Here is a 12,885-nt window from a genome sequence, read left to right as displayed (position 1 = left end):
GCGTAATATTTCACCGTTCCTCCGTCGAGCGGGTTCCCCGAGCTGTCCTTCAGCTGTACCGTCGTGTTCACCGTCTGAAACATAACGGTAGGACTAGCCCCTGGATTCTGTGTTATTTCCAAGTATGTTCCTTCGTATGTCATGCTAAATGTGTATACTTTATCAGGCAAGTCCTTGCTAATCAATCCAAAAGCGTCGGTTACCCCAAAATCCTTCCATCCGCCATCGTAGTATTTAACGATTCCACCGCTTATCGGATTCCCCCTGCTGTCTTGCAGCTTAACGACTGCGGCTGCCATATTTATTTTAAAACTAACAAGGTTGTCAGGTTCAACATTCCCCGCTTTATCGGTCGATCGATACTTAATGTCATAATTGCCGCTCTGATCAAACGTCACGGGTGCCGTATAAGGATGCCACCTAGTCCCGTTATCCAGACTATACTCCGTCTTCTCCATACTCAATACATGATCATTGGCGGTCAATGTTACCGTTACCGGATTTACGTACCAACCGTTTTGCCCATCTGGTTGTGCCGGAGACATGGTAGCGGTCGTGACTGGTGCAGCAACATTTGTAATGTCCACAATCGTCATCGAGTAAGGCTTTAATTGGATCTCTCCAGAGAAAACGGAAGCAGGTGTCTCAGGTAATGGATTAACTTGTGGCGCGTCCAACCAACTCGCATTCGGGTTCGTTAGAAACGCGGGCAAAGGATCAGAGCCCCCATATACCCAATTTGTTTTGAGATCCCACCCCGGTATGGAAACCTTGGCAGGGTTCATGGTCCGATTGGCAAAAATGACCTTCTTAATGCCGTTGGCGTCACCAAATCCCCATGCACCTACATCCGCAACGTTCCTTACCAACTGGGCGAAACCCTGCGAATAAGCGAGTATTCGTAAGAAAACTGAATGGTACTGAGGAGTTTAAACTATCGGTATCCTTAGCCTCATTCGGCGAATGGCACTCGCGTCACGAATGGACAAAGTGGGGTTTTACGTGTACGTTAGGATAGTTAATTCATCAAGTGTTAATTAAAAGGCCACCTTCACAAGAAGGTGGCCTTTTATTGCGTTATTTAGCAAAAAACTTGAGTGAGCATATGCAACTTTCTTAAGTATCTAATTGTGCCAATCATTAGTTCCGCTCCCAACCGCATGCGCTCCCGTGCTTCTGTTACATTCACGTCTATGCCATCTCTTCCGCCCCACGCTCGGAACTTAAGCCATTTTCCTGAACCCATGCCCACATAGCCGCAAAAATAGGCTGCAGATTCCACCCTCGCTCAGTTAGCTCATATTCGACGTGCAGGGGCACACCGGGGTACTGCGTGCGCGTTATAATCCCCTTTTCCTCCAGAACCCTCAGTCGATCCGTTAACGTCTTCGGGCTAATCGGGTGTAAACTTCGCCGCAGATCTCCAAATCGCTTGGTGCCGACAAACAACTCTAACAGAAGAGGAAGGGTCCACTTACCATCCAAGATTTCCAGCAAAGGATCAATGGCTTCGATACAAGAGCGATCCAACAATGGCGTTTCCTCCATAGTTCATTTTATGAAACTATTGCACTTTATTGTAACTACTTTTCAAATATACCACAGTATTGTAGTCTTATTGAAGAGCCGGAACACAAAATTCCACTTCATATCGATATCAACCCCTGAGTGGCACGTGCAACCGAGACGCTCATCGAAATTAACAGGACTTAGAATCACATCAATAATCTGAGTATTCAGATTACCATTTACGATTTAAGCTTGAAACAAGTAGCAGATTGGAGGCATAAATGCAAAGACCCTTTGATGTAGATGCATCGGAGTATCCGTTCAAGGACCACTGGATGCCTTATCGCGATGGCATGATTCATTACGTTGACGAGGGGCAGGGGCCTGTCATTCTTCTCCTGCACGGAAACCCCACCTGGTCGTATCTTTACCGGAACGTCATTAAAGAATTGAGCGGCGAATGCCGTCTGATTGCATTGGATTACCCGGGACTCGGAATGTCACAAGCTCCTACCGATTATAGCTATACGCCGAAGGAGCATTCTGAGGCTGTCACCGAATTCATTCGGCGACTGGATCTCAAGGACTTCGTACTGGTAGTCCAAGATTGGGGAGGTCCGATCGGATTCAACTACGCCGTCAGTCACCGTCAGAACCTGCGCGGAATTGTCGTGATGAATACCTGGGCATGGCCTACTACTCTCCCTGCGATGAAGCTATTTTCGTTTGCCATGGGCGGATGGCCCTTCGGATATTGGCTGCAGACAAGGCGAAACTTCTTCGCCAAGAAAATTGTCCCGCATGGGATCTACCAATCCGAGAAAATCACGGATATCTTGAGAAAAGCCTACACCGATCCATTCCCTACCCCAAAATCTCGTAAACCAACATGGGTATTCCCAAGGCAGATCCGAAAGGCGCGTCCGTGGCTCGCGGAAATCGAGGCGAAACTGCCGGTTCTATCTAATGTGCCAGCACAGATTCTGTGGGGGATGAAGGATAGCGCGGGCTTTCCACCCGAAGAGATCGTTAAATGGCAGGGTTATTTGAAATTGAACGAAACAGAGTCGTTAGATGATGCCTCCCACTACGTGCAGGAAGATCGGCCGGACCGGGTGATCGCATCCGTCCGCAGAGTCCTTGAACGGACATCATTGCAATCAAAGAAGCTAGGCTGAACTATAATCACCGGTTGTTTTGGCAATTCATTAAATTATTAAACCAATCTCCATCCACTACTAGGAGGCTATCCAATGAAAACAATTCTATGGGCAACACTAACAGGTAATGGAAATTACGCGCAATCAAGCCCGAATCACCCCCCAAAAAAGGAAGCGCTAGACGATTTTGCGGCACATGCTCACGTAGCTGGTAATTTCATTGTCGGAAGACGTACGTTTGAAGGGATGCAGGCAAGCGGCGGCGGAGGTGCTTTTGCCAGCATGGATATCGTCGTCGTTTCGGCAAGCGTGAAAGAAATCCCAGGCGTGACGGTTGCCGCCTCTCCGCTCGAAGCCTTGAGATACCTGCAGAATAAAGGCCATCAAACCGCTCTCATCTCGGGGGGCGCGGACCTTCATAATGCTTTTCTAGGTCAAGGTCTTGTTGACGAGCTCATATTCAATGTCGCACCGGTACTAGAAGGGAAGGGACTCAATCTATTGATTGACACGGAGAAGTACCAGTACAAGGAAGTGGAATTGTTGAACTTCAAATCACTCGGCAGCGGAGTTGTTCAATTGCACTATGCGATTGGTCATTAAAACGGCAGCCAGATAGATCACACCAAACAACTGTATTAAATCCGTTATATTGTGAAGATGTAAAAAAGGAGCTGCCGCGGCAGCTCCCATGCTCTACTTGGGAATAGTCTCAGAATTCAAAATTTCATTTACAATCTGTTTAATCTTGATCATTGCATCATCCGTATTTGTTGCCGTTACAATGGAAGCAACTAGTTCATCTGTTTTTCTGCTGCCAGTGTTTTACTATCATGGAAATTTACCGTTTTACGCGTCGTTTTCTGTCTCCTTGTTACATTCGGAATTAGCCTCGTAGCAAATCGATTTGCAAAGCCGAGCAGAGTAAACGATTTGGTTTCATCTCCACCGAATTCCCCTTCAAAAGAACATCATTCTATATGGGTACGGTGGATAAATAGTTTTGTGAAAATGCTTCTTCAAGTCATTCCGGCATACGTCATTTCCGTTTTCATTCTTGGAGCCTTACAAAACAATATGTTCCCTACTTGGATGAATGCAGGCATCATCGCCATCATTCTTTTTGCAATCATCGGGACGCTTGTCGTTATTCCGACAGCAGCCGAGATTCCGATCATACAATCTTTTCTTTCCCTTGGAGTAAACTCAGGACCTGCAGCCGCATTGCTGATCACGCTTCCTGCAGTAAGCCTGCTGTAATGGTTGTAAATCTGAGAAGAGCCGATAGCAATCTATCGGCTTTCAGTTTTGTCCACTTTTACTAGAATAATCAAACTTAGCGTACTGAAAAGAAACAAGCCCACTTCTTTGTGGACTTGTTCTAAGCTTAACCTATATTTAGTATCTCCCTTATTTCTTTCAAATTTTCAGAAAACCCAACAAACACCTTCTGTATGGAAATAACTGTTTCAATTGAAGGTTTGCTTTTCCCAGATTCAATATCGATTAGACTGCCTAATAACATTCTCACAATAGTAAGGACAAAAAAGTCCCGATAAATCAAGGTTTTCTTGACTACCAGGACTGACTTTAATGTGCCAAAATAAATTATAACTACATAACAAACAAGCATTCGTAATTAGTTAAAATCCCTCTGCCTCAAGCACTCATATAGCAGCACCGTCGCCGCCATCGCTACATTAAGCGACTCCGCTTGACCGACCATCGGAATGATGACTGACTCGTCAACGAGCTCGCTTACCGCTGGCGACAATCCTTCGGATTCATTGCCCATAAGCAGCCAAGTCGAGTGCGTCCAGTCGTAGCCGTAGCAAGTATGCTTTGCCTGCAGGCTCGTTCCGATCAGCTTAATGCCTTTTGCTTTTGCCTCGGGGAGCAGCACCTTTAAATCCGCTTCAATGATCGGCAAATGAAACAAGGAGCCCATCGTCGACCTAACAGTCTTCGGATTGTAGAGATCGACGCAGCCTTTGCCTAATATAACGGCATCCGCTCCAACGGCATCGGCGCTGCGAATGATCGTGCCTGCATTGCCTGGATCGCGTACGCCGTCCAGTACGACGACGAGGCTATTTTTATGAAATAAAGCTGCTTTATCTGGTGAAGGTTTCGACAAAATGGCAAAAACGGGAGGAGGCGTGTCCGTCCCCGTGCATTTTGACATAACCGCCCGTGACCCTTGTATCCATTCCAATCCGAGCGTTGCGGACGAATCGTTTGTTTCCCGCTCCTTCATCAACTCCGCTGGAATGCCGCGTTCTGTATCGTAGACGATCGTTGTCACTTTAGCATTTCCCTTCAATGCTTCCAGCACAAGATGAACGCCTTCGATTAGAAATTGGCCGCTTCGATCACGGTATTTTTTGTCGAGCAGCGACGCCCACTGCTTAACCTTTTCATTTTGCAGGGAAGAAACCAGTGGATCAAAATGTTCATTCATAGTTAGATTTAACCTTCCGAATAAGCGATTTCTAAATTTGACAAATCTGAGTTTTTGCCCACGATAACAAGGATATCATCCTTGCCGATTAAATCATCCGCATAAGGAGCAATGTTCATCGTAGAACCCGTTTTGATAGCCATAACGTTGCATTTATGCTTTGCTCTTATATCAAGCTGCTTCAAGCTTTGTCCGATCATGCGACTGGGCGCTTTAATTTCAATGATACTGTAGTCGTCCGAAATCTCGATGTAGTCTAGAATGTTGGGCGATACAAGATGATGCGCGACGCGCAAGCCCATATCCCGCTCAGGGAAAATCACCTTATCGGCACCGATTTTGTGTACAACCTTGCCATGCAGCTCGTTTTGCGCTTTGACGATCAGCGTCTTGACGCCTAAATCCTTCAGAATGAGCGTCGTCAAAATGCTGGATTGAATGTCTTGTCCGATCGCTACGACAACGACGTCAAAATTTCGTATGCCAAGCGCCCGAAGCGCATCCTCATCTGTGGAATCCGCAGAGACTGCATGTGTAACCGTATTGACAACCTCTTGGATGCGCTGCTCGTTTGAGTCGATTGCGAGCACCTCAAAGCCCATCTCGGTCAATGCTTTTGCAACGCTGGAGCCAAAACGCCCCATTCCAATTACCGCGTATTGTTTCTTCGCCATCTTTACAAAATCCTCCTTACAGGATGATTGCTGTAGTCGTCTCATCAGTATACCATAGCTTGCACATTCGGATGAAAGCAGCAAGCGATGGACATAGTAAATAAGTAAATCCGAATGCCGCAGGAGGTTATTTAGCATGGAAGTTATTGATTTGCGTCAAGCGATCGTAAGACGTGTCCAGGACAATTCAGCACAGGAGCTCTCCGAAGTCATTGAAGATTCCATTGGCGCCGATGAGCGTACATTGCCTGGGCTTGGTGTTCTGTTCGAGATGATTTGGCAGCAATCCTCAGAGCAGGAGCACAATCAAATGGTTGACTCCCTGTACAAGCATCTTCATCATGCTGAAAACGCCAATCCGTCTCAATAACGAACAGCAGATGTATAAACGACTTGGCCTCCGACGATTGTATTCGTTACCCAAGGAAGGCCATCATAACGATCCACAATAATAAGATCAGCTGCTTTGCCGAGCTCAATGGAACCCAGCTCGCTGCCAGCGCCTAACGCCTGCGCTGGATGCAGCGATGCCATCCGTACCGCGTCCGGCAAAGCAGCAATCCCTTCATCAGCTAGCTTAAATACGGCCGCCAGCATCGAGGAAGGATGATAATCCGAGCATAAAATGTCGGCAGCGCCCACGCTAATCGCATCGACTGCCCGCAGGTTTTTATCATGCGAAGCTCCTCTGACGACATTCGGCGCTCCTACGCAAACCCTTAGACCACGCTCTGCAGCATGCTTAGCGGTCTCCAAATTAATCGGAAATTCACAAACGGAAACGCCGTAGCCAGCCGACTCTTCAACCTTCTGAATCGAATCGTCATCATGCGACGCAATCGCAATGCCGCGCTGTGCGGCTAGCTTGCTGAGCTCCAGCAAATGCTCGCCATTAACAAGCTGCCTTCGCTTAACCAAATCCTCAACTATGGCTCGAACCTCTTCCACGCCTACACCTTGGTTTTTCATCACGTAACGCTCGAATGAGCCAGGCTCGCGGTATTGTCCCTGCCCTGGCGAATGGTCCATAAAGGACAAGTAGTCAATCGCATTTTCATTTAAGTAACGCTCGACGATGGGCATGCCAGCCAAATGCGATACCTCGAATCGAAGATGAATCCGGTTGCGAATAATGGATCGCTTGCTTCGATAGCTGTTGATATGCTCAACCATTCCGGTGAGCAGATGATCGCCGCGCAAGCTTAACCCAACGCCAAGCGATAAGGAGTGATACATCGTTGTAATACCGTGCAACGGCAGCTTCCGCTCGAACTCCAGCAATGCCATATCTAGCGGAAATAGCGTATTCGGCCTAGGCTGTATTTCCTTCTCGATCGCATCGCAATGAATGTCGATTAGACCTGGCAGCACGTAATTCTGGTCCGCATCAATTAATATATAGTCAGCATGCTGTTGAATCCAATGATGAACAGCCGCTTCGCTTGTAAGAATGGCATCAACTCGTCCATCAACTACCGCTACTGCAGCCTCCACCATTTGATCCGGCAATACGACCTTTCCATTCGTAACGATTATGGGCTTCAAGCCAGCACTCAAACGATCATTCATCGATTATGTCGTCCCCTTACCCTTTAGTTATAGTAGTAAGCTTACCATAATCCGCTCCTCAAAATCATCCTCCCGCACTTGCCTCAAACGCCTGTCTGCTTGCATCAATCATACCGATCAGCTTCGTCCTTAAGCTATCCAGCCTCTCCCCCACATCGGAAGGCGAAAGCTCTCCGACCGAGCGCAGCAGCTTTACAAAACCGATAAGCTCGTCGATCCGCTCAAAAAGCCTCAGCTCTTCCAGCAGCACCTCATCCAGCTCTGTCTCCTGCTTGTATCCGTTAATGAATGCCGCCACGCGACTATCGTTCAAATCAATTCCATCCTCCGCTAGATCCCCAAGCGCGTATGCGATATCAGCCGCATACCAATGCACACAGCTGTCGTCAAAATCAAGGATTCCGATTTCTCCATCCTTCCACCGATGATTGTCCAGCTCAAAATCATAATGGATCAGTCCATAATTGCTCTTATCCTTAGGCAGCCGCTCGGCGAGCAATGTGCAGCGCTCCAGCTCCAGCTTAGCCGCTCTCTCCTGTTCAGGCAGTTCATTCCGAGCCTGCTCTAACAGCTCATTCCAGCTTGGACGGCAGGCTGTCAGCATCTCAGGTGCCTCCTTCATGTGCCCATGCAGCCGTCCTAATGCGCTTCCCCAATCATAGAACTGCTTCTCATCCAGCTCCTCAAGCTCAAGATGCTCGCCGGGCATCGCTTCGAATACGACGGCATGATAGGTTCCTAGCTCACTTTCAACCGTCTCGATATATTGCCCATTCAGCGACATGATCGGCTGCGCCGTCCTGAGCGGCTTCTTGCCTAGATAGCGAACCACTTCAAGCTCCGATTGAATCAAGTTCAGCTGCCTTTCCGAGGTCTCATTAAAGCGAAGGTAAAATTGACGGCCCTCCCGCCGAAAAATAAATACAAAATTAGCGCTGGCCCGCCAGAAAAACACCGTTCCCTCATCATATCCCCAGCGCTCCAAAATCCGATCCGCAAGCGGGCATCTCCAGCCGCTGTCTACCGTATCCAATACGGTTCTCATTGTGCTCAACTTCATCATTAGGCAAAACCTCCGTTTTTTTTGGCTAAAACGGTTGCCCCTGCACTTTGCTCAGAACAGCAAAAAAAGCCGCAGGAAAGAGCGCTCCCGCGGCTTTGCAGCAAAACAAAATAAAGGTCTAGGCACATTGCGCCTAAACCTCATTTTATCCCGCTGTCATCGGATTTCCGACCTTAGGAGTGAGGGGCAACGAAATGAATGTTTAACGACTGTATTCCGGTTGACGTTCATCATCGTATTTTGCTCACTCCCTTCGGTATTTGATAGTCACAGTATAGCCTACGAAGCAAACAATTGTAAATAGTTCCCTATTGTTTATTCTTCTTGCGGGATAAAGTTATAGATTTCCCCGCTCTCAAAGGAATCGATTAAACGATCCAGCCATCTATAGTACTTTAATGCCTCGTCAATCTTCTGCGTATCATTTTCGAGCACCTCAAGAAAAGCTTGATCGCCTTCATACTGCTGCTTCAAAGCATCGATTTCCTTCATGGAACGTTTTAACGCGCTCATGTTCTGCTCGGCAGCCTTCCTCCATTTAATAGAGAAGAAATCGGTGAAATTTTGATGCCAGTTCGGTTCGACCTCATACAAATCTTTTCTAGAGCCCTTGCCCCATACTTTATTTATCATCTTCAAATCATGCAGCGTACGCATACCCGTACTCATCGACGTCTTGCTCATGCCCATCGTCTGACTCATCTCATCCAGCGTAACCGGCTCACGATTAAAGTACATATTCCCGTATAAATGACCAATCGATAACGTGATGCCGTACAAATCCATGTTTTCTCCAATTGATTCAATCACACGGCGACGCGTATTTTGCAGCTTTGTGAGCTGCTCTTCTGATAATGCTGCAAGTTCTTTCATGTCGTTCCTCCCGAGGAGTGTCTTCCCCCTATCATTCCTACATCAATTATTGTAATCAAATGGTTGTCCATATGTAAAGAAAGCTTTTGGGTTGAAAAAGGGAGTTATCAGGAGTATACCGTATGTAAAGTACGTAAAGTTATAACTGTACAAAGTATACGGAGACTCACGCCTTTTGACCTTTACAATGATAACCAACTAAACTTATGGAAGTCGAAATATTCCACAAGGGGGCACAACATGGCGATTATAGAAGCCAAGAGGCTAACCAAAATTTTCGGAGCCGATCCGAAAAAGGCGATCCCGCTGCTGGATAAAGGATGGTCTAAAGATAAGATTTTTGCAGAAACGAAGCTTACGGTTGGGGTCAACCAAGCTAGTTTCTCGATTGAAGCAGGACAAATTTTTGTTATTATGGGCTTGTCCGGCAGCGGCAAGTCAACACTTGTGCGTCTGCTAAACCGATTAATCGAGCCTACACTCGGCCAAGTGCTGTTTAATGGAACGGATGTGCTTCGCATGTCTCCAGAGCAGCTGAGGCAGTTTAGAAGAAAAAATGTAGGCATGGTTTTCCAAAAATTCGCGCTGTTTCCGCATCGTACCGTCATTCAAAATATTGAATACGGGCTAGAGGTGCAGGGCATCGACAAGAAGAAACGCAGAGAAATGGCGATGAATTCGCTGGAGCTTGTTGGCTTGAAGGGCTGGGAGAACAGCTATCCTGACCAATTAAGCGGCGGCATGCAGCAGCGTGTCGGGCTTGCAAGAGGGCTTGCCAACGATCCCGACGTTCTGCTCATGGACGAAGCGTTCAGCGCGCTCGATCCGCTTATTCGGAAGGATATGCAGGACGAACTGCTCGAGCTCCAATCCAAAATGAAAAAAACGATCGTATTCATTACGCATGACTTGAACGAGGCGCTCCGAATCGGCGATCAAATCGCTTTAATGAAGGACGGCAGCATCGTTCAAATCGGGTCGCCAGAGGAAATACTGATGCAGCCCGCCAACAAATATGTGGAGCGCTTCGTCGAGGATGTCGATCTCTCCAAAGTATTTACAGCATCGCATGTTATGGTTAAACCCGAGACGATCACGATCGAGAAGGGCCCGCGCGTAGCTTTGCAATTTATGAGAGACCGCGGCGTATCGAGTCTCTACGTCGTTGATAAAGGCATGCAGCTGCTAGGCGTTATTACGGCTGAGGACGCAGCAAACGCAATTAAAAACGGCTTGAGGCTTGAGGAAGCAATGGAGCGCGAAGCACCTTCCGCCCACCCGGACACGCTGCTTAATGAATTGTTTGAATTAATGAGCAATTCGAAATTTCCCGTATCCATTATTGATGATAAAGGACGCCTGAAGGGCATCGTCATCAAAGGTGCAGTTCTGGCCGCATTAGCCGGAAATTCCGTATTAGAGGCTGGTGATCGCAATGAATCTGCCTAAAATTCCGCTAGCCGATTGGATCGAATGGTTCGAGTCATGGCTTGAAGCTCACTTGGATCCATTTTTTCAACTAATCCGTACCGTAGTTGGGGAAACCGTAAACGGGCTGGATACTGCGCTCAACTGGTTTCCAGCACTAGTCCTTATTATTATATTCACTCTTGTAGCTTGGTATATTGGCAAGTGGAAAATGGCATTATTTACACTTGTTGGGCTGCTCATTATCGAAAATCTCGGCTTATGGAGCCAAACGATGCAGACGCTTGCGCTCGTTTTGACAGCCGCCTTCATATCGGTGTTGATCGGCGTTCCAGTAGGCATACTGTGCGCTCGCAACGCCACCATTCAAAAAATCGTTACGCCGGTGCTCGATTTCATGCAGACGATGCCAGCCTTCGTTTACTTGCTGCCAGCTGTAACCTTCTTCTCACTTGGGGTCGTTCCAGGCGTCATCTCATCGATCATTTTCGCGATTCCGCCAACGATTCGTTTAACGAATCTCGGCATACGCCAAGTGCCGGAAGAATTAGTGGAAGCTGCCGATGCCTTTGGCTCAACGCCAACGCAGAAGCTGTTTAAGCTTCAGCTTCCCATCGCTATGCCGACCATTATGGCTGGGATCAATCAGACGATCATGCTTTCACTCTCGATGGTCGTAATCGCCTCCATGATCGGAGCACAAGGCGTGGGTGCTTACGTCTATCGCGCGGTTACGCAGGGTAATACCGGTGTAGGCTTTGAGGCGGGCCTTGCCATCGTCATATTAGCGATCATTTTGGATCGCTTGACGCAGCAGGTCATTCGCAAAAGCAAAACGACCTAAATTGTTTTAATAAATAAAACACGCAGCAACAGTGTGAGTTTACGGATTCACAGCTCGCTTGCTGCGCAAACTTTAAGGAGTGATTTTTTGAAATTCAAAAAAATGAGTATTATTGCAGCAGCTGTTATGGCATTTGCACTGGTAGCAGGGTGTTCCGCTTCAAGCGGAAACAGCAACAAAAAAGTGACGCTTGCCTATGTCGCTTGGGATTCCGAAATTGCAAGCACCTATGTCGTTAAAGAAGTGCTTGAGCAAAAGCTTAACTACGACGTTGAGCTGATGCAGGTAGATGCGGGTCCAATGTGGGCCGGTATTTCCGATGGCAGCGCGGATGCTATGGTAGCAGCTTGGCTGCCAACGACGCATGCATCTTACGTTTCGAAATATAACGGCAAATATGAGGATCTTGGACCAAACCTAGAAGGAACCAAAATCGGTCTGGTCGTTCCGCAATATATGGACGTTAACAGCATTGAGGAGCTGACCGATGTGGTTGGCGAAACGGTAGACCATACGATTATCGGCATTGAGCCGGGTGCTGGTCTTATGATGTCGACAGAGAAAGTAATGGATGAATATAAGCTGCGTGATAAATGGAAGCTGCTCGAAAGCTCCTCCGCAGCGATGACGCAGCAGCTTGAGAAGGCTTATGCGAACAAGGAGCCGATTGTGGTTACAGGCTGGACCCCGCACTGGATGTTCGCCAAGATGGATCTCAAATATTTGGCGGATCCTAAAAATGTATACGGCGGAGACGAGCAAATTCACACGATTGCGCGTAAAGGCCTTAAGGAAGATCAGCCGGAAGCATTCACCTTCCTTGATCAGTTCAACTGGACGCCAGACGATATGGCAGCTGTCATGATTAAAATTCAAGAAGGCGAATCGCCTGAAGCAGCAGCCAAAGCATGGGTTGAGCAAAATGCAGATAAAGTAGAGGCTTGGATTAAAGCATAATGTAAATGAAAGCAGAGCGGAGCGGACCCCGCTCTGCTTTTTTTTTGCAGCCGCATGTTACCATACTGTTTTTATCAACTGAAGCCTTATTCGAAAATGCTTTCTTTTTAGTAGTGGAGGGCATTCTGTCTTTTACGGAGATATGATACAGAGGATGAATTAGCTTAGGTCTACTTTCTAGACTTATTTCTACGAATTGTTCTGATTTGAGGAAAATAGATCTATTTTGTAGATCTATTTTTGCCGGGATGCTCCTTACGATGCCACTTCGGGGAGGAATGAACTTCCTTACGTCTATTTTCTAGACTTATTCCGTATATCGGGTTCATTCGATAAAAATAGATCTA

Annotated in this window: 14 protein-coding genes; 7 read left to right on the top strand and 7 right to left on the bottom strand. The window is 47.2% G+C overall.

The genetic code is table 11. From position 1 onward, the window contains the following. Together HI950_RS33550 and HI950_RS33545 are read right to left on the bottom strand one after the other, a co-directional pair. Positions 1 to 869: OmpL47-type beta-barrel domain-containing protein (locus HI950_RS33550; protein WP_411268186.1), on the bottom strand; the 869-nt coding region annotated here is incomplete at its 3' end. A 322-nt stretch (positions 870 to 1,191) separates the two neighbouring features. Then, entirely contained in the window at positions 1,192 to 1,533 is a 342-nt protein-coding gene (locus HI950_RS33545) for a winged helix-turn-helix transcriptional regulator (RefSeq protein ID WP_169091153.1), read from the bottom strand. A gap of 257 nt (positions 1,534 to 1,790) precedes the next feature. Here HI950_RS33545 and HI950_RS33540 point away from each other — a divergent pair, with 257 nt between their 5' ends. The 3 genes from HI950_RS33540 (at position 1,791) to HI950_RS33530 (ending at position 3,929) form a co-directional block, all read left to right on the top strand. After that, complete coding sequence (locus tag HI950_RS33540) at positions 1,791 to 2,687, top strand: alpha/beta fold hydrolase (RefSeq protein WP_169091155.1); 897 nt, start codon at positions 1,791 to 1,793, stop codon at positions 2,685 to 2,687. Between the two features lie 75 nt (positions 2,688 to 2,762). Further along, on the top strand, positions 2,763 to 3,272 hold the full coding sequence (locus HI950_RS33535; RefSeq protein ID WP_169091157.1) for a dihydrofolate reductase family protein: 510 nt from the start codon (positions 2,763 to 2,765) through the stop codon (positions 3,270 to 3,272). Between the two features lie 198 nt (positions 3,273 to 3,470). Then, positions 3,471 to 3,929 (top strand): permease, encoded by a 459-nt coding sequence (locus tag HI950_RS33530; protein WP_169091230.1) that lies wholly within the window; start codon positions 3,471 to 3,473, stop codon positions 3,927 to 3,929. A gap of 379 nt (positions 3,930 to 4,308) precedes the next feature. On the opposite strand, the gene HI950_RS33525 is transcribed toward HI950_RS33530, so the two are convergent. Next, entirely contained in the window at positions 4,309 to 5,130 is an 822-nt protein-coding gene (locus HI950_RS33525) for a TrmH family RNA methyltransferase (RefSeq protein ID WP_169091159.1), read from the bottom strand. A gap of 8 nt (positions 5,131 to 5,138) precedes the next feature. Continuing rightward, complete coding sequence (locus HI950_RS33520; protein ID WP_262985754.1) at positions 5,139 to 5,849, bottom strand: potassium channel family protein; 711 nt, start codon at positions 5,847 to 5,849, stop codon at positions 5,139 to 5,141. A gap of 91 nt (positions 5,850 to 5,940) precedes the next feature. Between HI950_RS33520 and sspI the strand changes: the two genes are divergently transcribed. Continuing rightward, positions 5,941 to 6,174 carry a small acid-soluble spore protein SspI gene (gene sspI / locus HI950_RS33515; protein WP_169091163.1) on the top strand — a complete coding sequence of 78 codons (234 nt, stop codon included), beginning with the start codon at positions 5,941 to 5,943 and terminating at the stop codon, positions 6,172 to 6,174. Here the strand turns inward: sspI and HI950_RS33510 are convergent. The 3 genes from HI950_RS33510 to HI950_RS33500 all read right to left on the bottom strand — a co-directional run bounded on the left by HI950_RS33510 (position 6,168) and on the right by HI950_RS33500 (position 9,309). Next, entirely contained in the window at positions 6,168 to 7,373 is a 1,206-nt protein-coding gene (locus HI950_RS33510; RefSeq protein ID WP_169091165.1) for an alpha-D-ribose 1-methylphosphonate 5-triphosphate diphosphatase, read from the bottom strand. The two genes, sspI and HI950_RS33510, sit on opposite strands and share 7 nt — an antisense overlap. A 64-nt stretch (positions 7,374 to 7,437) precedes the next feature. After that, positions 7,438 to 8,436, bottom strand: a complete 999-nt coding sequence (locus tag HI950_RS33505) for a phosphotransferase enzyme family protein (protein WP_169091167.1) — start codon at positions 8,434 to 8,436, stop codon at positions 7,438 to 7,440. A 315-nt stretch (positions 8,437 to 8,751) separates the two neighbouring features. Further along, positions 8,752 to 9,309 carry a GbsR/MarR family transcriptional regulator gene (locus HI950_RS33500; RefSeq protein WP_169091169.1) on the bottom strand — a complete coding sequence of 186 codons (558 nt, stop codon included), beginning with the start codon at positions 9,307 to 9,309 and terminating at the stop codon, positions 8,752 to 8,754. Positions 9,310 to 9,549: 240 nt separating this feature from the next. Here HI950_RS33500 and HI950_RS33495 point away from each other — a divergent pair, with 240 nt between their 5' ends. From HI950_RS33495 to HI950_RS36255, 3 genes are all read left to right on the top strand, one after another. Further along, positions 9,550 to 10,758, top strand: a complete 1,209-nt coding sequence (locus HI950_RS33495) for a quaternary amine ABC transporter ATP-binding protein (RefSeq protein ID WP_169091171.1) — start codon at positions 9,550 to 9,552, stop codon at positions 10,756 to 10,758. Then, positions 10,745 to 11,581 (top strand): ABC transporter permease, encoded by an 837-nt coding sequence (locus HI950_RS36260; RefSeq protein ID WP_169091173.1) that lies wholly within the window; start codon positions 10,745 to 10,747, stop codon positions 11,579 to 11,581. The genes HI950_RS33495 and HI950_RS36260 overlap by 14 nt, the downstream gene beginning before the upstream one ends. A gap of 87 nt (positions 11,582 to 11,668) precedes the next feature. After that, positions 11,669 to 12,538 (top strand): glycine betaine ABC transporter substrate-binding protein, encoded by an 870-nt coding sequence (locus HI950_RS36255; protein WP_317618498.1) that lies wholly within the window; start codon positions 11,669 to 11,671, stop codon positions 12,536 to 12,538. Positions 12,539 to 12,885: the final 347 nt, after the last annotated feature.

The organism is Paenibacillus sp. PL91, assembly GCF_012935325.2.
GTDB lineage: Bacteria > Bacillota > Bacilli > Paenibacillales > Paenibacillaceae > Pristimantibacillus.
This window is presented reverse-complemented; position numbering and strand designations above follow the sequence as displayed.